Source organism: Blautia sp. Marseille-P3201T (assembly GCF_900120295.1).
Classification (GTDB): domain Bacteria; phylum Bacillota; class Clostridia; order Lachnospirales; family Lachnospiraceae; genus Blautia.
In genome coordinates, this window is sequence record NZ_LT635470.1 from 228,673 (window position 1) to 253,667 (window position 24,995).

Sequence of the window (24,995 nt, forward strand, 5' to 3'; positions counted from 1 at the left end):
AAAATGAGCGAGACAATCCTTTCAGTAAAAAATCTTTGTACTTCCTTTACAACAGAGAAAGGTGAAGTAATGGCCGTAAACGGCGTTTCCTTTAATCTGGATAAAGGGAAAATCCTTGGTATTGTAGGTGAGTCCGGTTCCGGAAAGAGTGTTACTGCATATTCCATTATGCAAATTCTGGAGAAAAACGGAAGCATCAAACAGGGTGAAGTTTTATTTAAAGGTGAAGACATTACAAAATTTTCAGAAAAACAGATGAGAGCGTTCCGTGGAAAATGTTGTTCCATTATTTTCCAGGATCCTATGACTAGCTTAAATCCAGTTTTTACAATTGGAAACCAGTTAAAAGAAGCTATTGAGTTACATACAGAACGCAAAGGAAAAGAAGCAGAAGCCCGTGCAGTGGAAATGTTGACTTTAGTAGGTGTAAACGAACCGGAAAAACGTATCAAACAGTATCCTTACGAATTATCCGGCGGTATGCGTCAGAGGGTTATGATTGCTATGGCGCTTGCATGTGAACCGGATATCCTGATTGCCGATGAACCGACAACAGCGCTTGACGTTACCATTCAGGCTCAGATTTTGGAGCTGATGCAGAGTCTTCAGAAAAAATTGGGTATGGCAATTATTATGGTTACGCATGACTTAGGTGTTATCGCTGATATGTGTGATGAAATCATCGTTATGTACGGCGGAAGAGTTTGTGAACGTGGTACAGCAGAAGATATCTTTTACAGACCGGCGCATGAATATACAAAAGGTCTGCTTCGTTCTATTCCGAACATCGACCGTATCGGAGAAAAGCTGGTTCCGGTTCCGGGAACACCGATTAACTTATTAAATATGCCAAAAGGCTGTGCTTTCTGTCCGAGATGTGAAAATGCAATGAAAATTTGTCTTGAGGAACAGGCACCGGAAGTACAGATGCCAGACGGACATTTTGCATCTTGCTGGCTCAGCGTAAAAGAACTTATGGAGAACCAGAAAGGAGCCGGAAGTAATGAGTGATAATTTCGTACCAAATAAAGAATATCTGGTAGAAGTAAATAATCTGAAACAGTATTTTCCAATTAAAGCAGGTTTTGGAAAAACAATTCCTTTAAAAGCGGTAGACGGCGTATCCTTCGCAATCAAACCGGGAGAAACTTTGGGATTGGTAGGAGAGTCCGGCTGTGGTAAAACAACAGTAGGACGTTCTCTGTTACATTTATATAAACCAACCGGCGGTGATATTTTTTACAATGGTCAGCGTGTAGATGAAAAAAGTATTCAGTCTATGAGAAAAGATATGCAGATGGTTTTTCAGGACCCATATTCTTCTCTGAACCCACGTATGACAGTAGAGGATATTATCGGCGAACCTTTAGACGTACATAAATTATATACTTCTAAGGGCGAAAGACGTGATAAGATTTTACATCTTATGGAATTAGTAGGATTAAATGCAGAGCATGCGACACGATATGCACATGAGTTTTCCGGCGGTCAGCGTCAGCGTATCGGAATTGCCAGAGCATTGGCTACAAATCCAAAGTTTATTATATGTGATGAGGCGGTCAGTGCTCTTGACGTATCTATTCAGGCACAGGTTATCAACATGTTTGAAGAACTTCAGGATAAGCTGGGAATTGCTTATTTGTTTATCGCCCATGACTTATTGGTTGTACATCATATTTCAGATAGAATTGCAGTTATGTATCTGGGACGTGTGGTTGAAATTGCAGATGCAGATGAATTAAATGCAAGTCCAATTCATCCATATACACAGTCCTTATTAAGCGCAGTACCTTATCCGGATCCAAAGATGGCAAAGGAAAGACAGCGTATTATTCTGGAAGGTGACGTACCAAGTCCTCTGCACATGCCGACAGGCTGTGCGTTCCGTACACGTTGCAAATATGCAACAGAGCAGTGTGCAAAAGAATGTCCGACATTAACTGACAGAGGTAACGGACATCAGGTTGCATGCTGGAATAAATAGTGATACAACATTCCAGCAGGAATTTTGTATAATAAATGTATACTTATGAAGGAAATAAGTAGAAGGAGGCAAAAATGAAAAAACGTGTTTTAGCAATGCTTCTTGCTTCTGCAATGGTTGCCGGTTCACTGGCAGGATGTGGCGGCTCCAGTGACAAACCAGAAGCAAGCACAGAAGATGGAAAAGAAACAGCAGAAGAAGGTTCTGCAGCACCGGAATGGGAAGCTTATGATGAATTAATTGCCAACATCAAGAAAGAAACAGACCTTGTAAAACGTGAGGCAATGATGCACGAAGCAGAAGATATGCTTATGGATACATGGGCAGTTATTCCTTTATACTACTACAACGATGTTTATATGCAGAGTACAGATGTAGAAGGTATTTACTCTAACCTTTTCGGATTTAAATATTTTGGATTTGCAACAGCTCCAAATAATGAAATATCCTTACAGGTTGCATCTGAACCAAATAAACTTGATCCGGCGTTAAACTCAACAGTAGACGGCGCTTGTCTGGCACTTCTTTCATTTGCCGGATTATATAAATATGATGAAACAGGAGCTTTAGTTCCGGACTTAGCTGAAAGCCATGAAATGAGCGAAGACGGTCTTACTTATACTTTCACAATGAAAGACGGTTTAAAATGGTCTGACGGTGAAGCTCTTGACGCAACAGACGTTGCATATAGCTGGAACAGACTTGTAGACCCTAATACAGGTGCTGACTACTCTTACTTAGCAGACGGTATTGCTAAGAAAGAAGACGGTACACTTGATATTGCTGCTTCTGAAGATGGAAAAACATTTACAGTAAAACTTGCAGCACCTTGTGCATACTTCCTTGACTTATGTGCTTTCCCAGCATTCTGCCCAGTTCCACAGCAGAACGTAGAGTCCGCTGAAGGTGCAGCTGATAACCCAGGTGCATGGTGTCTTGAGTCTGGATTTGTAACTTCTGGTCCATTTACATTAACAGAATGGAAACATAATGAGTCTATGACTTATGAACCAAATCCAAATTACTATGATGCAGGCAAAGTTTCTCTGAAGAAAATTAACTTTATGTTAAGTGCTGATGACACAGCTGTATTTAACGCATTTAAAGATGGTTCTTTACAGTTTAGTGATACAATTCCAACAGATGAAATGGCAAATGTTGTAAATACACCTGAATTCCACAAAATTGCTACTTTAGGAACATACTACTCAGGATTTAATGTACAGAGTGAATTGTTCGCAGGAAAGACAGCTCAGCAGGCAGCAGATATGCGTCACGCATTCTCCTTACTGATTGACCGTCAGTACATTGTAGATACAATCGCTCAGGCTGACCAGACAGTAGCTAACACATTTATTCCAGAAGGTATGTTAGACGGACAGGGCGGCGAATTCAGAGCAAATGATGACGCTTATACTTATCCGGATGCAGAAAATGTTGGATACTATGACCCGGAAAAAACAGAAGCTAACGTAGAAGAAGCCAGAAAATTATTAGAAGGTGCAGGATACAAATTTGATGATGCTGGTATGTTATCAGCAGAAACACCAATTAATATCACATATCTGACAAATGACTCTGAAGGTAATGTTAAGATTGGTGAAGCTATGCAGCAGGATTTCGCTGAAATCGGTATCAACATGACAGTAGAAACACGTGAATGGTCTACATTCCTTGAAGAAAGAAAAGCAGGTAAATTTGACTTCGCTCGTGAAGGTTGGTTAGCAGACTACAATGACCCAATCAACATGCTTGAAATGTGGGAAACAAAATCTGGTAATAACGATATGCAGTTCGGTAGATAATTTACTTTCTGTTATATTTCGTACTTAAGAATGCCGCTTTGAGATTGAAAAATCTTAAAGCGGCATTTTTTAAAAGACCTTGACAAAAAAGAGAAATACGTTTAGTATTATAGTTGCTTCAAAAGAAGTATGTTATTCTCGTTTGCACAACCAGAATGCTTTCAGGGCTTGTACTGGTTTCGACGGGGGTTTTGAAGTTGAGGAAGCCATCTGCAGACTCCGGGACTGCATACCAACCTGGAAATTAAATATAAACGCAAACGATAACGTAGCGTTAGCTGCTTAATTGCAGCTTGTCAGCCTTAAACCACCCGCTGTTTAAGAACCTGGCATCGACTTTGCGGGGCACTTCGCTTTCAAAGCTTTGAGAAAGTGGAAGATTTTATGAAGCTACTAAATGCAAAAGCCTGTTATTCGGCGTTTGTGTGAGGGAATGTTAAAAGAATAACTGTGATGGGAGATGCCGCAAGGGATAGACTTTCGGACAGGGGTTCAATTCCCCTCAGGTCCATAGAAAAAGCTCAGTGTTTACTGGGCTTTTTTGTTATTTTATAGGAAATTGCGTCCTGTGAAACAAAAAATTGACAAATTGTTTTTCTTGACATATAATATACCTAACAAGACAGCCAGTAAGGGAGGTCAAGGCTCCCCGACCTGGTAAAGATATAAACTAACTAAAATAGCCGCCTATTCTTTTCCAGAGAGCAGGGCGGCTATTTCTTATGTGATGTATATGTAAGGATTGCTACGATAAGTAAAGCTGTGTTTACAATCAAGCTTAATTTGTCAAGAAACAATCTATGTAATTGTTTTAAGAAAGTGCGTTTTGCTGAATTTGTACCAAAGCTTTTTTTACTGCCGGTATAGAAAGTAAAATAACGGTAATCAAAGCTTCTGCCAACAAAAAGCTGTAGTTATAAATGAAAGGATATGCGACAGATAATTCTTTTGGGAAATTGTCAGGCATATAATCCATCCAGTATAAATAACCTCCTAAAACGTGAAAAGCACCTCTGGCAATTACTGCAACCAGATATCCTTTGACCAATCCGTTTTTCTGTTTGCGGAAAAATCCGGCCAGTCCAAGAGCAGCAAAGGCAAGAAGATAATCGCAGCATACCTGGAAAAAGGAAAGGACATAAGGTTCCTGCAAAAACTGTAAAATTCCAAAAACAAATCCTAAAAGCACACCTGTTTTCGGGCCGTACCAATAGGCAATCAGTACAATAAAAAGCATACTAAAGGCTGTGACAGACCCTCCAAAGGGAAGCTCGAAAATCTTAATATAAGATGTCACAAAGCTAAGAGCTAAAGCCATAGAACAATAAGCCAACTGTTTGACACTTAATTTTTTCCTTGTGGATTCCTTTCCGGCGAGAATAATGGCTGCAATAGTGAGTAAAATTGCTGCCACAATGGTGACTGCATAACCGGCAGTGGTAAGACCGCCTTCTGCATTGACAAAAAATTGAAACATAGAATTTCCTCCTTCTTTTTGAAGAACAAGAAGGGACAAAGAAAGCTTGAAAAAAGATTCCTACGTTGGCATAATCCAAATCAGGTATAAGGGTCGAAGCGTTCCTTCCTCTCAGCCTTTCGGCTCCCCTTCTTATTCTGCTGATATTCTTTTCTGTTTCACTATATCACAGTCACAAGAGTAGTGTCAAGGATAGGAAAAATAAGGAGAAAATATTGTGAGATAAGAGCGGGTGTGTTAGAATTGGCAGAGAGAAAAACTTGTTCACATTTTTAACAAATTTATTTGATACAATCTTAAAAAAGGAGGAATTTTCATGGACAAATGTAAAATACTTGTAGTAGACGATGAAAGCAGAATGAGAAAACTGGTAAGTGATTTTCTGACAAAACAGGGATATGAAGTATTAGAAGCTGGTGACGGAGAAGCGGCGCTGGACATTTTTTATAAAGATAAGGACATCCAACTGATTATTCTGGATGTGATGATGCCTAAGCTGGATGGTTGGGGAGTATGCAGAGAAATCCGAAAGGACTCAAAAATACCTATTATTATGCTGACTGCCAGAGGGGATGAAAGAGATGAACTTTTGGGCTTTGAACTGGGCGTGGATGAATATATTTCTAAACCCTTCAGTCCTAAAATTCTGGTGGCGCGGGTAGAAGCGATTTTAAGGAGGACAAGTGCTATCGGCTCAGATGATGTTTTAAGCGCAGGAGGAATTGAAATCAACAAAACTTCTCATACGGCTTCTATTGATGGAAAGACAATGGATTTAAGCTACAAAGAATTTGAGCTTTTAAGTTATTTTCTGGAAAATCAGGGAATTGCCTTATCAAGAGAAAAGATTTTAAATTCTGTATGGAATTATGACTATTTTGGAGATGCCAGAACCATTGATACACATGTGAAAAAGTTGAGAAGCAAAATCGGAGCAAAAGGAGAATATATTAAAACTATTTGGGGCATGGGCTATAAATTCGAGGTGTCATAATGAAAAAATCCATAAAAATACGAGTGGCAGTCAGCTATATTGGGATTATGTGTCTTTCTCTGATTGCCATGCTTTTGGTAAATACATTGTTTTTGGAAAAATTTTATTTATCTAAAAAGACAGACTCTTTAAAAAAAGCTTTTGAAATGGTAAATAGTACAGACAATTATGCTTATTTAAAGTACGATACGGATTTTCTGCAATTTTGTGAGGAAAAAAACTTGTCAATTATTGTAGTGGATCATAAAACTTCCAATCAAATTTATGCTTATGCACGAGATGCGGATAAGCTCTATGCGGAGGCACAGTTTGGATTTTTAGACAGTTTTTCCAGAGGAAATCATAGTGTCTTGGAAACCACAGATAATTATGTAGTAGAAAAGAAAACAGATGACAGGGAAACTATGGACTCTGTAAATATGGTAGGAAATTTGGACAATGGAAATCCGTTCTTAATCAATACTCCTGCCCAGAGTTTAAAAGACAGCGCAATTATTTCCAATATTTTCTTTTTGTATATCGGCGTTCTCACAATTTTGGTAAGCTCTGTGATTATTTGGTTTATGACAAGACATATTACAAGACCGCTGCAGGAACTTAGTTCCCTTTCACAGGAAATGGCAAATTTGAATTTTGAAGCCAAATATCACAGCGCAGGACAGGATGAAATCAGTGTATTGGGAAATAATCTGAATAAGATGTCGGAGGCATTGGAAAACACTATTTCTGAGTTGAAAACAGCCAATAATGAATTACAGAAGGATATTGAAAAGAAAGAACAGATTGATGAGATGCGGAAAGAGTTTCTTTCTAATGTGTCCCATGAATTAAAAACTCCCATTGCCTTAATACAGGGTTATGCAGAAGGATTGCAGGAGTGTATCAACGATGATCCGGAAAGCAGAGAATTTTATTGTGATGTAATTATTGATGAAGCAGGAAAAATGAACAACATGGTAAAAAAATTACTGACGTTAAACCAGTTGGAGTTTGGAAACGATAAGGTTTCCATGGAGAGATTTGATTTAACAGAAGTTATTCGGGGTGTTGTTCAGTCCGCACAGCTTTTGGCAGGACAAAAAGAAGCAGAATTGACTTTTTCACAGGAAGCTCCTATTTATGTATGGGGAGATGAATTCAAGGTAGAAGAAGTAGTGACTAATTATGTTTCCAATGCCTTAAACCATGTGGATTATGAGAAAAAGATTGAAGTAAAAGCACAAAAAGAGGGAAACATAGTCAGAGTATCTGTTTTTAACACCGGAGATATTATTCCAAAAGAGGATTTGGAAAAGGTATGGATTAAATTCTATAAAGTGGATAAAGCCAGAACCAGGGAATATGGAGGAAGCGGTATCGGACTTTCCATTGTAAAGGCAATTATGGACAGCATGCACCAGAAATGTGGTGTGAAAAATTATGAAAATGGTGTGGAATTCTGGTTTGAATTATCCTGTGCTGATGCAGAAGAATAAAAGAAAAAGCCGTTACGTGTTTGCATTTTTTTATATATTCTGCTAAACTAAAAAGATGGATAAAAGAAAGAGGAGGAGTATAGATGCCGCCTTTACAAGGACAATGGCTGGAAGCTTTAAAGCCGGAATTTAAGAAAGAATATTATAAAGAGTTATTTCAGAAAGTGGGAGAGGAGTATCAGGAAAGAAAGATATTTCCTGCGCCGGACGATATTTTCAATGCTTTTCATTTTACACCCCTTGACCAGGTAAAAGTAGTAATTTTAGGGCAGGATCCCTATCACAATGACGGACAGGCACATGGACTTTGCTTTTCCGTAAAGCCAGAGGTAGAAATTCCTCCATCTCTGGTAAATATTTATCAGGAGCTTCATGATGACTGTGGATGTTATATACCTGATAATGGTTATCTGGAAAAATGGGCAAGACAAGGCGTATTGATGTTAAATACCGTACTGACGGTGCGGGCTCATCAGGCAAATTCTCACAGAGGAATTGGCTGGGAGCAGTTCACAGATGCGGCAATCCGTGTATTGAATGAGCAGGACAGACCGATTGTGTTTTTACTTTGGGGAAGACCGGCACAGATGAAACACAGTATGCTGAATAATCCCAAACACTTAATTTTAGAAGCACCTCATCCCAGTCCTTTATCTGCATACAGAGGATTTTTTGGATGCAGGCATTTCAGCAAAACCAATGAGTTTTTAGAAAAGAATGGGCTTGCGCCTATTGACTGGCAGATAGAGAACAGACAGGGGATATAGAAATGGGAAAGAAAAATGATAATACATTAGTAAAAAATGCTTCTTTTCTTATGGTTGCAGCTCTGGTTTCTAAGATTATCGGACTGATTTATAAAAGCCCTTTGTCAAGTACTATGGGAAAAGAAAGTTTTGGCTGTTTTCAGTTTGCACAGAACGTGTACTTTATTCTTTTGATGATTGCATCCTTTAGTATCCCGCAGGCTGTGTCAAAAATTATGGCAGAGAGACTGGCTTTTAAGAGATATCGAGATGCCCAGAGGATATTTAAAGGTGCATTGCTTTATGCGGTGATTGTAGGCGGTGCTGTGGCAATTTTCTGTGTGGTAGGCGCTCCGATTTTAGTGCCTGACGGAATGGCAAATGCAAGACTTGCACTTCAGTTTTTAGCTCCGACCATTTTTGCTTCCGGTATTCTGGGTGTTTTCAGGGGATATTTTCAGGCATATCGAAATATGCTTCCAACATCTATTTCTCAGATTTTGGAGCAGATTGCCGTAGCAGTGGTAGCTCTTGTGATGGCAAATTTTATGGTGCATCATTTTGCAGATGCACAGCCGGACGTGCTACGAAGCTGGAGCGCCGCAGGGGCTACTCTGGGAACAGGAGCCGGTGTTTTAACAGCCCTTATCTTTATGTTGTTTGTCTACCAGGTAAACAGAAAGACCATTCAGAGAAAGATTGCAAGAGATAAAGTGTCGGTGGACGAGAGCTACAAAGATGTTATGAAAATCATTGTGATGATTGTAGCTCCTATTATTTTAAGCGCGTTTTTGTATAACGTAAACGGTTATATTAACAGTATGATTTATACCTCTGTGTCAGAGCTGAAGGGATTAAAAGGAAGCGTAGTAGAGGGCTTTTATGCAGAATGTGGCTTCTTTTTAACTATTATTAACATTCCTCTTACACTGTCGAGTACAGCGCCTACATCCATGATGCCGGAGGTGTCAGGAGCGTATGCCAGAGGAGATTTAAAGACTGCAAAAGAGAAAATTAATAAGGCAACATGGCTTAGTATGTTTATTTCTATTCCATGCAGTGTGGGACTTTTTGCACTGGCAGGTCCGATTACTGCACTTTTATTCCCATCAACAGACGGTACAGCCGGCTTTTTGATGATGCTTGGTGTAGTTACAGTTATCATGAATGGGATGTCCAATATTTCCAACGGCGTACTGCAGGGAATTGGAAAAGCCAATATTCCTATGATTAATGCAGCGATTGCGCTGGTGTTTGATGTGGTTATTGTTACAGCGTTGATGTTTTTTACAGATTTTGGAATTTATAACGTTGTGCTGGCGATGATTGTATACGCACTGGTGATGTGTGTTTTAAATGACAGAGCATTGAAAAAAGAACTGCATTATAAAAATCCTTGGAAGACCGCTTATATTCCTGCCTTTCTGGCAGCAATTCCAATGGGGATTATAGCTTTTGTATCTTATCAGGGAATTTATATGTTGACAAAATCATTACCGGGAGGAAATCTGTTGGCGTTGATGCCCGCTATTGCGTTAGGAGCATGTGTATATTTCCTTTTGTACCTGTATTTTGCAAAGCCAAAGGAAGAAGAACTGGCAGGACTTCCGGGTGGAAGAAAGCTTGTGCAGATAGCGAGAAAAATTCATATTATGTAAGAGAAAAGAAGAGACTGTCGCAACGCGATGGCCCCTTCTTTTTTTGTTTTAATCATCAGAAAGTTTTTTAAAGGCGGTGGAAAGCATCAGCTTAATGCGGTTTAACTGATTTACCTCACTGGCGCCGGGATCATAATCTACCGCTACAATATTTGCCTGTGGATAATCCTTGCGGATTGCCTTAATAACGCCTTTTCCCACAATGTGATTAGGAAGACAGCCAAATGGCTGAATACATACGATATTTGGAGTATTTGCGTGAATAAGCTCCAGCATTTCTCCTGTAAGGAACCAGCCTTCTCCTGTCTGATTTCCAATGGATACAATAGGCTCAGCCATTTTTGCCAGATTTTCAATATCAGCAGAAGGAGTGAAATGACGACTCTTTTTAAATTCATCATTGGCAGCTTTTCTGATAAAGTCAATGGCTTTAATCGCCAGTTTGCCTTTTTTTGCAAAAGATTTTCCAAAGCCCAGATACTGAGACTTAAAGTTCATGTTGTAGAAGCAGTAGCACATGAAATCAATTAAATCAGGACATACAGCCTCTGCTCCTTCTTTTTCCAAAAGTTCAACCAGATGATTGTTTGCGCCGGGATGGAATTTTACCAGAATTTCTCCTACAATTCCAACGCGAGGTTTTTTCTCATTTGTAATAGGAAGAGTATCAAATTCTCGTATCATCTGTCGGCAAAGCTGGTTAAATCGGGTAAAGGTCACATGTTTTCCTGAGAGGAAAGCAATACAACGTTTTTCCCATTTTTTGTGAAGGTCATTGGCAGAACCTTTTACTGCTTCGTAAGGACGCATACGATACAGACATTTCATTAAAATATCTCCGAAAACTGCGCCATAGGAGACACGAGTTGCCAGTTTCAATGTTATTTTAAAGCCGGGATTTTCTTCCAGCCCACTTAAATTAATAGAGATAACAGGAATGTGAGCCATACCTGCTTTTTCTAAAGCACGGCGTATAAAACCAATATAGTTAGAAGCACGGCAGCCTCCACCTGTCTGTGACATAATAATTGCTATGCGGTTTAAATCATATTTTCCTGATTGTAATGCCTGCATAATTTGTCCCACCACCATTAAGGAGGGGTAGCAGGCATCGTTGTTTACATATTTTAATCCTACGTCAACAGCTTCTTTGTTTCCATTTCCCAAAACCTCTAAATGATATCCGCTGGCATTAAAAGCAGCTTCTAAAAGGCTGAAGTGAATAGGCGACATCTGAGGGCATAAGATAGTATATTTCTTTCTCATTTCCTCTGTAAAAGAAACACGTTCAATAGAAGAAGGATGGATTTCTCTTTTTCTCTTTTGCTGTTCTTTTACTCTCAGTGCAGCGATTAAAGAGCGTACACGAATTCTGGCAGCCCCAAGATTATTCACCTCATCAATTTTCAGGCAGGTATAAATTTTACCGCTGCCAGACAGGATTTCATTGACTTCGTCAGTAGTTACAGCGTCCAGACCGCAGCCAAAGGAATTCAGCTGAATTAAATCCAGATTTTCTTTTTCTTTTACAAAATTTGCCGCTGCGTATAAGCGGGTATGGTAAGTCCACTGGTCATTGACTCTCAAAGGACGTTCAATAGGAGCAAGGTGAGAGACAGAGTCTTCAGTAAGTACGGCAATTCCATAAGAAGTAATCAACTCCGGAATACCATGATTAATTTCCGGATCGATGTGGTAAGGACGCCCTGCCAGAACAATGCCGTGTCTTCCTGTTTTTTCCAGATAGTCAAGGACTTCTTCACCTTTTCGCATAATATCATTTCTGCATTTACGCATTTCTTTCCATGCATCATGGGCAGCCTTTTCCACTTCCGTGGAAGGAATGTCAGGAAATTCTTCTACTAAACGCTTGGTAATGATTTCTTCACTGGTCAGAGCCAGAAACGGATTGTGAAACCGAATATCAGGATTTTTCAGTTCGTCTACATTATTTTTTATATTTTCTGCATACGAAGTTACAATCGGACAGTTAAAATGGTTTACAGAGTCCTTAAATTCCTGACGTTCGTATGGAATACAGGGATAGAAAATATAATTTACTCCCTGTTTAATCAGCCAGGACACATGCCCATGTGCCATCTTGGCAGGATAACATTCCGACTCACTTGGAATCGACTCAATGCCTAGCTCATAAATCTTTCGTGTGGAAGTAGGAGAGAGTACCACCTGATAGCCAAGTTCTGTAAAAAAGGTATACCAGAAAGGATAATTCTCAAACATATTTAAAACTCTTGGAAGACCTACTTTTCCCCGTGTTGCTTTATCCTCAGTTAAAGGTGCGTAGGAAAACAGGCGTTTGTATTTATATTCATATAAATTAGGGATATGTTCTTTATTCTTTTCTTTTCCAATTCCACGTTCACAGCGGTTTCCGGAAATATACTGACGTCCGCCGGAAAACTTGTTAATAGTCAGGCGGCAGTTGTTAGTACAGCCTTTACAGTTTGCCATTGTAGTTTTATATTCCAGAGAATTGATTTTATCAATGGGCAGCATGGTAGTTGTTTTGTCTTTGCTGTAACGCTCCCTTGCAATTAATGCAGCGCCAAATGCCCCCATAATTCCTGCAATGTCAGGACGGATAGCTTCACACTGGGCAATTTTTTCAAAGCTTCGAAGTACGGCATCATTGTAGAAAGTACCGCCTTGTACTACAATGTGTTTTCCCAGTTCAGAAGCATCTGAAACTTTGATTACTTTATACAGAGCATTTTTAATTACGGAGTAAGCCAGACCGGCAGAAATATCTGCAACAGAAGCGCCTTCTTTTTGTGCCTGCTTTACTTTGGAATTCATAAATACCGTACAGCGCGTACCCAAATCAATAGGATTTTTAGCAAAAAGGGCAGCTTTTGCAAAGTCTTCTACACTGTAATTTAAGGATTTTGCAAAGGTTTCAATGAAAGAACCACATCCGGAGGAGCAGGCTTCATTGAGCTGTACACTATCCACAGTCTGGTTTTTAATTTTAATACATTTCATGTCCTGACCGCCGATATCCAGGATGCAGTCTACTTCCGGGTCAAAAAACGCAGCAGCATAGTAGTGAGATACGGTTTCTACCTCTCCTTCATCTAACAGAAGGGCTGCTTTAATCAAGGCTTCTCCATAGCCTGTAGAGCAGGAGTAAGCAATTTTAACACCGGCAGGAAGCTGACTGTAAATTTCCTGAATAGCTCTTATGGAAGTTGCCAGAGGATTTCCGTTGTTATTGCTGTAGAAAGAATAAAGTAAAGAGCCGTCTTCTCCTACAAGGGCAGCTTTTGTTGTTGTGGAACCGGCGTCAATACCCAGATAACAGTTGCCGCTGTAAGTGTCCAGAGGAGCAGTTTTTACATTATAACAGCTCTGACGCTCGTTAAAGGTGTCATATTCATGCTGGGAAGCAAATAATGGCTCCATACGGTCAATTTCAAAATCCATTTGAATAGATGCCTGCAGTCTGTCACGCATAGCGGTAATTGAGAAAGCAGGAGCCTCTTTTTTTGCATTGAGAGCAGATCCAATAGCTGCAAATAAATGAGAATTTTCAGGTACAATGGTATGCTCTTCGTCCAGTTTTAAGGTGCGGATAAAGGCAGCCTTTAGTTCTGAAAGAAAGTGTAAAGGTCCTCCTAAAAAAGCCACATGTCCGCGAATTGGTTTTCCACAGGCAAGTCCGCTGATGGTCTGATTAACAACAGCCTGAAAAATGGAAGCTGCCAAATCTTCTTTGGTTGCTCCTTCATTAATCAGAGGTTGAATATCTGTTTTAGCGAAAACTCCACAGCGGGCAGCAATCGGGTAAAGAGCTTTATAATCTTTGGCATAGTTGTTAAGCCCGGTTGCATCTGTCTGCAAAAGAGAAGCCATCTGATCGATAAAAGAACCTGTACCGCCGGCGCAGATGCCATTCATACGTTGTTCTACATTGCCATCTTCGAAATAAATGATTTTGGCATCTTCACCACCTAATTCAATAGCAACATCAGTTTGAGGTGCTAATTCTTCAAGGGAAGATGAAACAGCAATAACTTCCTGAACAAAAGGAACTGTTAAATGAGATGCCAGTGTCAGACCACCGGAACCTGTGATAACCGGGACAACAGAAAGTTCTCCCAATGAATGGTAAGCTTTGTCAAGAAGTCTTGCCAGAGTATTTTGAATATCAGCAAAATGTCTTTCGTAATCGGCAAACATAATCTGATGATCCTTGTTTAAAATTGCGATTTTTACAGTTGTAGAGCCAATATCAATTCCTAAGGAATAAAAGGTGTTTTTTGTTTTATTATCTTCTGACATTGTCAGAAACCTCCTCTATGTATGTGTTTCTACTTATTATTATATGTATAAAAAAATCAAAGTCATTATACGACAAAATGTCGAAAAAAACAATCGTAAATATTTCACAGCCATTGCGTTTGAAATGGGCTTATGATAGAATAATCTGTATGACAGCAAGAAATAAGAGAATAGAAAAAGAGGAAAAATTGATGTATACAGTATTAAAACAGGAAGGCAGAGCGAAAAGAGCTCGAATGGAAACTGTTCATGGAACAATAGAAACTCCGGTTTTTATGAACGTAGGAACCGCAGCAGCCATTAAAGGAGCTGTATCTACCATGGACTTACAGGAAATTAAAACGCAGGTAGAGCTTTCAAATACCTATCACCTTCATGTAAGACCGGGAGATAAAGTAGTAAAACAACTGGGTGGTCTTCATAAATTTATGAATTGGGACAAACCGATTTTAACAGACTCCGGCGGTTTTCAGGTATTTTCTTTATCAAAATTGAGAAAGATAAAAGAAGAGGGCGTATATTTTAATTCTCATGTAGATGGCAGAAAGATTTTTATGGGACCGGAAGAGAGTATGCAGATCCAGTCAAATTTAGGTTCTACTATTGCCATGGCATTTGATGAATGTCCGTCAAGTGTTGCCAGCAGAGAATATGTACAGGCATCTGTAGACCGTACTACAAGATGGCTGCAAAGATGTAAGGACGAAATGGCGAGACTGAACAGCTTAGAAGATACGGTAAATCCGCATCAGCTTTTATTTGGTATTAATCAGGGAGCTATTTATGATGATATTCGTATTGCCCATGCAGAAACTATTTCTAAAATGGACTTAGATGGATATGCAGTAGGCGGTTTGGCTGTAGGAGAAACTCATGAAGAAATGTATCGTATTTTAGACAGTGTAGTACCTCATCTGCCGGTAAATAAGCCAACCTACCTCATGGGTGTTGGAACACCTGCAAATATTTTGGAAGCTGTATCAAGAGGTGTGGACTTCTTTGACTGTGTTTATCCAAGCAGAAATGGTCGTCACGGACATGTGTATACAAACTTTGGAAAAATTAATCTGTTTAATGCTAAATATGAATTGGACTCTCGCCCTATTGAAGAGGGCTGTCAGTGTCCTGCATGTCGTCATTACAGCAGAGCTTATATTCGACATTTATTGAAAGCCAAAGAAATGCTGGGCATGCGTCTTTGTGTTCTGCATAATTTATATTTCTATAACACCATGATGGAAGAAATCAGAAATGCTCTGGATCAAGGATGTTATGAAGAATATAAGCAGAAAAAACTGGAGAGCATGGCAGCAGGTCCTAAAGATTGAGAAGTTTTCTGATGAAATAAAAAAAGTATTAAAATTGGAAAAATACAGAAAAACCACTTGAAGAAAAGTCGGAAATTGTGTATTATAACAATAATGTCTATAATTCTGACAGGTAAAGATTATTTTTTCAGGAGGAAGTAAGATGTTATTATCAGCAGCAGGTGCAGGAAGCATGATTAGCTTATTCGTACCATTGGTAGTATTTTTTCTTTTGATGTATTTCATGATTATGCGTCCGCAGAAAAAAGAACAGCAGAGAGTAAAAAGTATGCTGGCTTCTATGGAGGTTGGTGACAGTATTGTTACAACCAGCGGTTTCTATGGAATTTTAATTGATATTACAGAAGAAGATGTTATTGTAGAATTTGGAAATAACAGAAACTGTAGAATTCCAATGAGAAAAGGTGCAATCGCTGAAGTAGAAAAAGCAAGTGATGGTGCTGCAGAATAAGAAAAGTAAGAGGTGCTGAGGGATAAAACCTGCAGTACCTTTTTAATTTCATAGGAAATTGCATCCTGCGAAATTAAAAAATGCTCCGCAAGGATGTGTAGCTCGCGGAGAGGAAATTATCATTTTGTGAACCGCTCGCGCGCGGAGATTGTGCAACAGCGCAATCTTTTTATATAACAGGAGATAGAAAGATGGCATTTATCAGTTTATTTGAAGTAATTGGCCCCAATATGGTAGGGCCTTCCAGTTCTCACACAGCGGGAGCAGCCTCCATGGCTCTTTTGGCGAGAAAACTTTTTCCGGGAGAAATAAAAAGTGTGCATTTTACTTTATATGGCTCTTTTGCCAGAACATATCGTGGACATGGTACAGACAGAGCACTTTTAGGCGGAATTATGGGATTTGAAACCGATGATTTGCGTATTCGTGATTCTTTGAGACTTGCAAAGGAACAGGGAATTAAGTATAGCTTTTCTGTTTCTGAACAGGAGGATGCGGCCATTCATCCCAATACTGCAGATATGGAGATAGAAGGTACAGAAGGAGAAAAACTTTTTGTGAGAGGTGTTTCTCTTGGAGGAGGAAAAGTAAAGATTGTAAAATTAAATCAGATTGAGGTAGATTTTACAGGAGAATATAGTACCTTGATTGTAAGTCAGACAGATAAGCCCGGAGTAGTGGCTCATATTACCAGAGTTTTAAGTGAAGAAGGGGTAAATATTGCGTTTATGCGTCTGTTTCGAGAAGAAAAAGGTGCAGCAGCTTTTACAATTGTAGAGTCGGATGAGAAAATACCTGCAGAAGTACTGGATAGAATAAGAGAAAATCCACTTGTTTCTGATATTACATTGGTGCAGCTATAGGAGGAATAGGAAATGGAATTTAATAACGGAGCAGAATTACTGGAATTATGTCAAAAAACAGGATTTCCGATTTCTCAGATTATGAAGAAAAGAGAAGCAGAGTTTTCTAAAATTTCTGAGGCAGAAGTGGAGAAGAAGATGAGAAAAGCTTTGGAGATTATGAGGAATTCTGCAAAAGAACCTTTAAAAAATCCTAAAAAATCTATGGGAGGTTTAATAGGAGGAGAAGCGAAGCTGCTGGAAAAACACAGATTAGAGGGAAAATCTATTTGTGGAAGTGTTCTGTCAAAAGCAATTACGTATGCCATGGCAGTTTTGGAAGTGAATGCATCTATGGGTGTAATTGTGGCAGCACCAACAGCGGGATCTTCCGGTGTTGTCCCCGGAGTTCTATTTGCTTTGCAGGAAGAATTTGATTTACCGGATGAAGAATTATTAAATGGACTTTATACAGCAGGCGCTGTGGGCTATTTACTGATGCGAAATGCATCTGTATCCGGCGCTGAAGCAGGATGTCAGGCAGAAGTTGGAGCGGCTTCTGCAATGGCAGCGGCAGCAGCTGCAGAAATAATGGGGGGAAGTCCTCAGATGTGTTTGTGGGCAGCCACAGGAGCTCTTTCTAATTTATTGGGGCTGGTCTGTGATCCTATAGCAGGTTTGGTGGAGGCACCTTGCCAGAACCGTAATTCTATTGGGGCATCTAACGCTTTGATTTGTGCAGAACAGGCGCTTGCCGGCATCCGTCAGATAATTCCTTTTGATGAGATGGCAGAGGCGATGTACCATGTAGGAAGATGTCTTCCTTTTGAATTGAGAGAAAGTGCTTTGGGAGGCTGTGCAGGAACTGCCAGTGCCTGTGAAAAGAGCTGCAGAATATTTGGAAAAACAGAAGAATAGGGAAAAAGAGAGGTATTGCTTAAAAAGAATGGAAACCATAACAAAAAAGCATACCTCTCTGTTTTATTATTGCTTGAATTGTGGAGAAAAAAGGCTTATCATAGTAATAATTTAATTTGAGAAAACGGGGGATCGGTATGGAATATAAAATTGCTTTAATGCCGGGAGATGGCATTGGCCCGGAAATTATAAAAGAAGCCAGAAAAGTTTTAGATGCCACAGCAAAAATCTATGGGCATGAATTTTCTTATGAAGATTTGTTGCTGGGAGGGGCATCCATTGACGTATATGGTGAACCATTAACAGATGAAACGATTGAGAAGGCAAAAAATGCAGATGCCGTTTTAATGGGAGCGGTAGGTGCTGATGCCAAAACATCACCCTGGTATCGTCTGTCACCTGAGAAAAGACCGGAAGCAGGACTTTTAAAGCTGAGAAAAGAATTAAAACTTTTTGCCAATTTAAGACCGGCATATTTATATGAGGCTTTAAAGGATGCCTGCCCTGTAAAAGAACAGTTTTATCAGACAGGAATTGATTTGATGATTGTAAGGGAACTTACAGGAGGACTTTATTTCGGGGAGAGAAAAACTGTTGTGGAAAACGGGATTACAAAGGCAGTGGATACGCTTACTTATGATGAAAATGAAATCCGCAGAATTGCCAGGAAAGCCTTTGAAACAGCTATGAAGAGAAAGAAAAAAGTTACCAGCGTAGATAAGGCAAATGTTTTGGACTCCTCCCGCTTGTGGAGAAAAATAACAGAGGAAGTGGCAGCTGACTATCCGGAAGTCACTTTAGAGCACATGCTGGTAGATAATTGTGCTATGCAGCTAATCTGCAACCCGGAACAGTTTGATGTCATTCTCACAGAGAATATGTTTGGGGATATTTTGTCAGATGAAGCAAGTATGCTGACCGGTTCTATTGGAATGCTGCCTTCCGCAAGTTTAAATGAAACCAGCTTTGGGCTGTATGAACCATCTCATGGTTCTGCTCCTGATATTGCGGGAAAAGGAATTGCAAATCCAATTGCTGCAATTTTATCTGCGGCCATGCTTCTGCGCTATTCTTTTTCTATGGAAAGAGAGGCAAAAGCTATTGAAAATGCAGTAAATGCAGTATTGAATGAAGGATATCGGACACCAGATATTATGTCAGAAAATATGATAAAAGTTTCTACACAAGAGATGGGGAACTTAATTATAAAGAAAATACAGTAGATTATAGGAGGAAGGATATGCGAAGTGATGCAGTGAGAAAGGGGATGCAGCAGGCACCTCATCGTTCTTTATTTCATGCTTTAGGAATGACAAAGGAAGAAATGGAAAGACCTTTAGTAGGAATTGTCAGCTCCTATAATGAAATTGTTCCGGGGCATATCAATTTAGATAAAATTGTTAATGCTGTAAAAATGGGGGTTGCCATGGCAGGAGGAACTCCGGTGGTATTTCCGGCAATTGCAGTTTGTGATGGAATTGCTATGGGACACAGTGGCATGAAATATTCTCTTGTTACCAGAGATTTAATTGCAGACTCTACAGAAGCGATGGCAATGGCGCATCAGTTTGATGCCCTTGTCATGGTTCCAAACTGTGATAAAAACGTGCCGGGACTTTTAATGGCAGCGGCTCGTATTAACGTACCGACTGTCTTTGTAAGCGGCGGTCCTATGCTGGCAGGCAGGGTAAGAGGTGAAAAGAGAAGTCTTTCTTCCATGTTTGAAGCCGTAGGCGCTTACAGTGCGGGAACTATGACAGAGGAAGATGTTGAAGAATTTGAAAATAATGTATGTCCGACATGCGGTTCCTGTTCCGGTATGTATACTGCCAACAGTATGAACTGTCTGACCGAAGTGTTGGGAATGGGATTAAAAGGAAACGGGACTATTCCGGCTGTATATTCTGAGCGTATAAAGCTGGCAAAACAGGCAGGTATGCAGGTCATGGAAATGTACCGCAGAGATATACGTCCAAGAGATATTATGACAAAAGAAGCAGTTTTAAATGCTTTAACAGTAGATATGGCACTGGGATGTTCTACAAACAGTATGCTTCATCTTCCTGCGATTGCTCATGAAATTGGTTGGGATTTTGATATTACTTTTGCCAATGAAATCAGTGAGAAAACACCAAACCTTTGTCATTTAGCGCCGGCAGGTTATACCTACATGGAAGATTTAAATGAAGCAGGCGGCGTTTATGCTGTTATGAATGAGTTGACAAAGAAAAACCTGTTAAATCTGGACTGCATGACAGTGACAGGAAAAACAGTAGGTGAAAATATTGCCAACTGTGTGAATAAAAACCCGGAGGTTATCCGTCCGGTGGAAAATCCTTACAGTGAAACAGGAGGACTGGCAGTATTAACAGGAAATTTAGCGCCTGACGGCGGTGTTGTAAAACGAAGCGCTGTCTGTGAAGAAATGATGGTACATGAGGGACCGGCAAGGGTATTTGATTGTGAAGAGGATGCTATTTGTGCAATTAAAGGCGGCGAAATCAAAGCAGGAGATGTAGTGGTAATTCGTTATGAAGGACCAAAAGGCGGCCCGGGTATGCGTGAAATGTTAAATCCTACTTCTGCTATTGCAGGTATGGGACTGGGTTCCAGCGTTGCATTGATTACAGACGGACGTTTTTCCGGAGCATCAAGAGGCGCTTCTATTGGACATATCTCACCGGAAGCAGCAGTGGGAGGCCCGATTGCACTGGTATGTGAAGGAGACCGTATTCGTGTGGACATTCCAAATACCAGACTGGAACTTCTTGTTTCTGATGAAGAATTGGAGAAGAGAAGAGCACAGTGGAAACCAAAAGAGCCAAAGGTGACCACAGGATATCTGGCGCGATATGCATCAATGGTAACCAGTGGAAACAGAGGTGCTGTATTGGAAATTCCGAAACAATAAGAAGAAGGGGAGGTTTTGCTATGCAGATGACAGGAGCACAGATTGTTATAGAATGTTTAAAGGAGCAGGGAGTAGATACTGTTTTTGGGTATCCCGGCGGAACAATTCTAAACATATACGATGAGTTATATAAACATCAGGGAGAAATACGTCATGTACTCACCTCTCACGAGCAGGGGGCAGCTCATGCTGCAGACGGATATGCACGTTCTACCGGAAAAGTAGGGGTATGTCTGGCTACCAGTGGACCGGGAGCTACAAATTTGGTTACAGGTATTGCTACTGCACACATGGACTCTATTCCTATTGTTGCTATTACCTGTAATGTAGGATTACCTTTGCTTGGAAAAGATAGTTTTCAGGAAGTAGATATTGCGGGAGTGGTAATGCCTATTACGAAGCACAGCTTTATTGTAAAAGATGTTACAAAGCTGGCAAAGACCATTCGACGGGCTTTTGTAATTGCAAAAAGCGGAAGACCGGGACCGGTTCTGGTGGATATTCCAAAGGATATTACAGCAAATACAACGGAATTTAAACCATATACACCAACGCCTGTAAAGCCATATACAGCAGAAATTAAACAGGAAGATATTGAATGTGCAGTAGAATTGATTGAGAAATCAAAATGTCCGTTTCTTTTTATAGGAGGAGGAGCAGTAGCTTCCGGCGCATGGGAAGAAGTGCGTAAACTTTCGCATAACCTTCAAATTCCGGTGACGGACTCTCTAATGGGAAAAGGTGTATTCTCAGGAGAAGATCCTTATTATACAGGTATGTTAGGAATGCATGGAACAAAAGCTTCTAATCTGGGTGTGACAAAATGTGACCTTTTAATTGCAGTAGGAGCCAGATTTTCAGACCGTGTCATTGGAAATCCAAGAAACTTTGCAAGAAATGCAAAAGTAATTCATATTGATGTAGATGCTGCGGAAATTAACAAAAATATATTAGTGGACTGCAGTATTGTAGGAGATGCAAAAGAAATCCTCAAACAATTAAACGAAAGATTAAGTCCTTGTCAGAGAGAAGAATGGATTCATTATATTGAACAGTTAAAAGAGAAATATCCTTTAAAATATAGACAGGAAGGGCTTACCGGACCGGCAATCATTGAAGAATTGTACAGACAGACAAAGGGAAATGCCATTATTGTTACAGAAGTAGGACAGCATCAGATGTGGGCAGCCCAGTATTATAAGTATAATATGCCGAGAACCTTTTTGTCCTCCGGAGGACTGGGAACTATGGGATATGGATTGGGAGCTGCCATTGGAGCAAAAATGGGAAACCCTGACAAGATTGTCATCAATGTTGCAGGAGATGGTTGTTTCCGTATGAATATGAATGAAATTGCCACAGCTACCAGAAACAATATGCCTCTTATTCAGGTAGTGGTTAATAATCAGGTATTGGGTATGGTACGTCAGTGGCAGACTTTATTTTATGAGGGAAGATATTCAAATACAGTTTTACAGGATAAAGTAGATTTTGTGAAACTGGCTGAGGCAATGGGTGCAGTGGGTATTCGTGTTACAACAAAAGAAGAATTGCCAAAAGCTATTGCAAAAGCCATTGAACTGAATACAACTGTGGTTTTAGATTGTATGATTGACAGTGATGATAAAGTATTTCCAATGGTTCCGGCAGGAGCAAACATAGAAGATGCATTCGATGAAGATGATTTATCATAATTGTCTTCGACAAAAAGACAACTGTTTTTGTTGACAGCTATAAATGAAAGGTTTATCATAAAGAGAAAGAAAAGTGGTGCCATGTATTCCCCGGAGGAGTAGATGGCACACTTTTGTAAAAGGCATTTAGAGGAGGATGAGTCATGAGCAGAGTATATAATTTTTCAGCAGGACCTGCAGTATTACCGGAGGAAGTATTAAGAGAAGCATCGGAAGAAATGTTGGATTACAGAGGGTGCGGAATGTCTGTGATGGAGATGAGTCATCGTTCGAAGATGTTTGAGAGCATTTTGGAAGAAGCAGAGGCAGATTTTCGAGAGCTGCTTCATATTCCCGATAATTATAAAGTTTTATTCATGCAGGGCGGTGCCAGCCAGCAATTTGCGGCAATTCCCATGAACCTTATGAAAAATAAAGTGGCAGATTATATTGTAACGGGACAGTGGGCAAAAAAAGCATGGCAGGAAGCACAGAAATACGGAAAAGCAAACAAAATTGCATCATCTGAGGATAAAATGTACTCTTATATACCGGATTGCAGCGATTTGGAAATTGACGAACAGGCAGATTATGTATATATCTGTGAGAATAATACTATTTATGGTACGAAGTTTAAAACACTTCCAAATACAAAGGGAAAACCATTGGTGGCAGATGTGTCTTCCTGCTTTTTATCTGAACCGGTAGACATAGAGAAATATGGAATTATGTATGGTGGTGTACAGAAAAACATCGGACCTGCCGGTATGGTAATTTCTGTTATTCGAGAGGATTTGATTTCCGAAGACGTGATGCCGGAAACACCTACCATGTTGAAGTTTAAAACTCATGCAGATGCCAATTCTCTTTATAATACGCCTAATACTTATTGCATTTATATGTGCGGAAAGGTGTTTAAGTGGCTGAAAAACCAGGGTGGTCTGGAAGCTATGAAGACGTATAATGAAGAGAAAGCACGGGTTTTATATGACTTTTTGGATAGTAGTAAGATGTTTCGGGGCACAGTAAGAAAAGAGGATCGTTCACTTATGAACATTCCTTTTATCACCGGAAATAAAGAACTGGATGATAAGTTTGTAAAAGAAGCAGAAGCAGCAGGTCTGTATAATCTGAAAGGGCATCGTACCGTAGGCGGTATGCGCGCCAGCCTTTATAATGCAATGCCTATGGAGGGCGTGAAAGAACTGGTAGCATTTATGAAAAATTTTGAAGAGGGGAATTTAAAATATGTATGAGTATTATTGTTTAAATCCGATTTCAGCAGTTGGTCTTGATAAGTTTCCGGCAAAATACGAAAATGCAGATTGTATGCAGGAAGCAGATGCCATATTGGTGAGAAGTGCTGACATGCACAATCTGGAAGTAGCAGAAAAAACAGCAGCAGTGGCAAGAGCCGGGGCAGGAGTGAATAATATTCCTTTGGAAAAAATGACAAAAAAGGGAGTTGTGGTATTTAACACACCGGGAGCAAATGCCAACGGAGTAAAAGAAATGGTAATTGCAGGAATGCTGCTGGCCTCCAGAGATATTATCGGAGGTATTGAATGGCTGGAAAAACAGGATGTTACAGAAGATCTTGCAAAAAGAGCAGAAAAGCAGAAAAAGCAATTTGCAGGATGTGAAATCAGTGGTAAAAAACTGGGTATTATAGGACTTGGCGCTATTGGAGTGCGTGTTGCAAATGCTGCCATTCATCTGGGGATGGAAGTATACGGATATGACCCATATATTTCAGTAGATGCGGCATGGAATTTATCAAGAAGTATCTATCATATCAATGATGTTAACATGATATATCGTGACTGTGATTATATTACTATTCACGTACCTTTGACAGATGCTACAAAGAAGATGATTGGGAAAGAAGAAATTGCTCAGATGAAAGATGATATAGTGCTTTTGAATTTTGCCAGAGATTTGCTGGTAGACGAAGAAGCTGTCTGTGAAGCATTAAAAGCCGGAAAAATGAAAAAATATGTAACAGATTTCGCAAATCCTACTGTTGCCAATGCACCGAATACCTTAGTGACACCTCATCTTGGAGCTTCTACAGAAGAGTCTGAGGATAATTGTGCGGTTATGGCAGTAAAACAGATTATGGATTATCTGGAAAACGGAAATATTAAAAATTCTGTAAATTATCCTAGTTGTGACGGGGGTACCTGTATTGACGCAGGACGATTGACTATTAATCATAAAAATATTCCAAATATGATTTCTCAGTTCACAAAAGTACTAGGTGATGCAGGAGTGAATATTGCCAATATGATTAACAAAAGTAAAGGTGATTTTGCTTATACTATGATTGATGTTACCACTCCAATTTCCAAAGAGGTGGCACAGGCATTAAAAGCAATTGAGGAAGTATATCGAGTACGAATTATAAAATAGAGCTTCCATGAGAAAGGAA

At 39.8% G+C, this 24,995-nt stretch carries 18 protein-coding genes, 1 other RNA gene and 1 riboswitch; of the genes, 17 read left to right on the top strand and 2 right to left on the bottom strand.

Annotation, left to right across the window (positions count from 1 at the left end; all coding sequences use genetic code 11):
• Positions 1 to 3: 3 nt before the first annotated feature.
• The 4 genes from BQ7352_RS09430 to ssrA all read left to right on the top strand — a co-directional run bounded on the left by BQ7352_RS09430 (position 4) and on the right by ssrA (position 4,303).
• Positions 4 to 1,011, top strand: coding sequence for an ABC transporter ATP-binding protein (locus BQ7352_RS09430; RefSeq protein WP_072448977.1), 1,008 nt, complete (start codon positions 4 to 6; stop codon positions 1,009 to 1,011).
• Complete coding sequence (locus BQ7352_RS09435) at positions 1,004 to 1,984, top strand: ABC transporter ATP-binding protein (protein ID WP_072448978.1); 981 nt, start codon at positions 1,004 to 1,006, stop codon at positions 1,982 to 1,984. The genes BQ7352_RS09430 and BQ7352_RS09435 overlap by 8 nt, the downstream gene beginning before the upstream one ends.
• A 74-nt stretch (positions 1,985 to 2,058) precedes the next feature.
• Positions 2,059 to 3,789, top strand: coding sequence for a peptide ABC transporter substrate-binding protein (locus BQ7352_RS09440; RefSeq protein ID WP_072448979.1), 1,731 nt, complete (start codon positions 2,059 to 2,061; stop codon positions 3,787 to 3,789).
• 164 nt (positions 3,790 to 3,953) lie between these two features.
• Positions 3,954 to 4,303: a transfer-messenger RNA gene (gene ssrA, locus BQ7352_RS09445) on the top strand.
• A gap of 297 nt (positions 4,304 to 4,600) precedes the next feature.
• Here the strand turns inward: ssrA and BQ7352_RS09450 are convergent.
• Positions 4,601 to 5,266: an energy-coupled thiamine transporter ThiT gene (locus tag BQ7352_RS09450; protein WP_072449822.1), complete on the bottom strand. Its 666-nt coding sequence runs from the start codon at positions 5,264 to 5,266 to the stop codon at positions 4,601 to 4,603.
• A 40-nt stretch (positions 5,267 to 5,306) separates the two neighbouring features.
• Positions 5,307 to 5,406: riboswitch (TPP riboswitch) on the bottom strand.
• Positions 5,407 to 5,582: 176 nt separating this feature from the next.
• Here BQ7352_RS09450 and BQ7352_RS09455 point away from each other — a divergent pair.
• From BQ7352_RS09455 to BQ7352_RS09470, 4 genes are all read left to right on the top strand, one after another.
• Positions 5,583 to 6,260, top strand: a complete 678-nt coding sequence (locus BQ7352_RS09455) for a response regulator transcription factor (RefSeq protein WP_072448980.1) — start codon at positions 5,583 to 5,585, stop codon at positions 6,258 to 6,260.
• The gene (locus BQ7352_RS09460) at positions 6,260 to 7,735 is read left to right on the top strand and encodes a sensor histidine kinase (protein WP_072448981.1); all 1,476 of its coding nucleotides are present in this window, start codon (positions 6,260 to 6,262) and stop codon (positions 7,733 to 7,735) included. Before BQ7352_RS09455 ends, BQ7352_RS09460 begins: the two co-directional genes overlap by 1 nt.
• An 83-nt stretch (positions 7,736 to 7,818) precedes the next feature.
• Positions 7,819 to 8,502, top strand: coding sequence for a uracil-DNA glycosylase (gene ung, locus BQ7352_RS09465; RefSeq protein ID WP_072448982.1), 684 nt, complete (start codon positions 7,819 to 7,821; stop codon positions 8,500 to 8,502).
• Positions 8,503 to 8,504: 2 nt separating this feature from the next.
• Positions 8,505 to 10,139 (top strand): putative polysaccharide biosynthesis protein, encoded by a 1,635-nt coding sequence (locus BQ7352_RS09470; protein ID WP_072448983.1) that lies wholly within the window; start codon positions 8,505 to 8,507, stop codon positions 10,137 to 10,139.
• Positions 10,140 to 10,187: 48 nt separating this feature from the next.
• Here BQ7352_RS09470 and BQ7352_RS09475 read toward each other — a convergent pair whose 3' ends face one another.
• Positions 10,188 to 14,441 carry a 2-hydroxyacyl-CoA dehydratase gene (locus tag BQ7352_RS09475; protein ID WP_072448984.1) on the bottom strand — a complete coding sequence of 1,418 codons (4,254 nt, stop codon included), beginning with the start codon at positions 14,439 to 14,441 and terminating at the stop codon, positions 10,188 to 10,190.
• A gap of 191 nt (positions 14,442 to 14,632) precedes the next feature.
• Here BQ7352_RS09475 and tgt point away from each other — a divergent pair, with 191 nt between their 5' ends.
• From tgt to BQ7352_RS09520, 9 genes are all read left to right on the top strand, one after another.
• Complete coding sequence (gene tgt, locus BQ7352_RS09480) at positions 14,633 to 15,769, top strand: tRNA guanosine(34) transglycosylase Tgt (protein ID WP_072448985.1); 1,137 nt, start codon at positions 14,633 to 14,635, stop codon at positions 15,767 to 15,769.
• Between the two features lie 142 nt (positions 15,770 to 15,911).
• Positions 15,912 to 16,220 carry a preprotein translocase subunit YajC gene (gene yajC / locus BQ7352_RS09485; protein ID WP_072448986.1) on the top strand — a complete coding sequence of 103 codons (309 nt, stop codon included), beginning with the start codon at positions 15,912 to 15,914 and terminating at the stop codon, positions 16,218 to 16,220.
• A gap of 191 nt (positions 16,221 to 16,411) precedes the next feature.
• Positions 16,412 to 17,083, top strand: coding sequence for an L-serine ammonia-lyase, iron-sulfur-dependent subunit beta (gene sdaAB, locus BQ7352_RS09490; RefSeq protein ID WP_072448987.1), 672 nt, complete (start codon positions 16,412 to 16,414; stop codon positions 17,081 to 17,083).
• Between the two features lie 12 nt (positions 17,084 to 17,095).
• Positions 17,096 to 17,980: an L-serine ammonia-lyase, iron-sulfur-dependent, subunit alpha gene (gene sdaAA / locus BQ7352_RS09495; protein ID WP_072448988.1), complete on the top strand. Its 885-nt coding sequence runs from the start codon at positions 17,096 to 17,098 to the stop codon at positions 17,978 to 17,980.
• A 137-nt stretch (positions 17,981 to 18,117) separates the two neighbouring features.
• Positions 18,118 to 19,203 carry a 3-isopropylmalate dehydrogenase gene (gene leuB / locus BQ7352_RS09500; RefSeq protein ID WP_072448989.1) on the top strand — a complete coding sequence of 362 codons (1,086 nt, stop codon included), beginning with the start codon at positions 18,118 to 18,120 and terminating at the stop codon, positions 19,201 to 19,203.
• 17 nt (positions 19,204 to 19,220) lie between these two features.
• Positions 19,221 to 20,891, top strand: a complete 1,671-nt coding sequence (ilvD, locus tag BQ7352_RS09505; RefSeq protein ID WP_072448990.1) for a dihydroxy-acid dehydratase — start codon at positions 19,221 to 19,223, stop codon at positions 20,889 to 20,891.
• A 20-nt stretch (positions 20,892 to 20,911) separates the two neighbouring features.
• Positions 20,912 to 22,585: a biosynthetic-type acetolactate synthase large subunit gene (gene ilvB, locus BQ7352_RS09510; RefSeq protein ID WP_072448991.1), complete on the top strand. Its 1,674-nt coding sequence runs from the start codon at positions 20,912 to 20,914 to the stop codon at positions 22,583 to 22,585.
• Positions 22,586 to 22,728: 143 nt separating this feature from the next.
• The gene (gene serC / locus BQ7352_RS09515) at positions 22,729 to 23,820 is read left to right on the top strand and encodes a 3-phosphoserine/phosphohydroxythreonine transaminase (protein ID WP_072448992.1); all 1,092 of its coding nucleotides are present in this window, start codon (positions 22,729 to 22,731) and stop codon (positions 23,818 to 23,820) included.
• Complete coding sequence (locus BQ7352_RS09520) at positions 23,813 to 24,976, top strand: phosphoglycerate dehydrogenase (RefSeq protein WP_072448993.1); 1,164 nt, start codon at positions 23,813 to 23,815, stop codon at positions 24,974 to 24,976. Before serC ends, BQ7352_RS09520 begins: the two co-directional genes overlap by 8 nt.
• Positions 24,977 to 24,995: the final 19 nt, after the last annotated feature.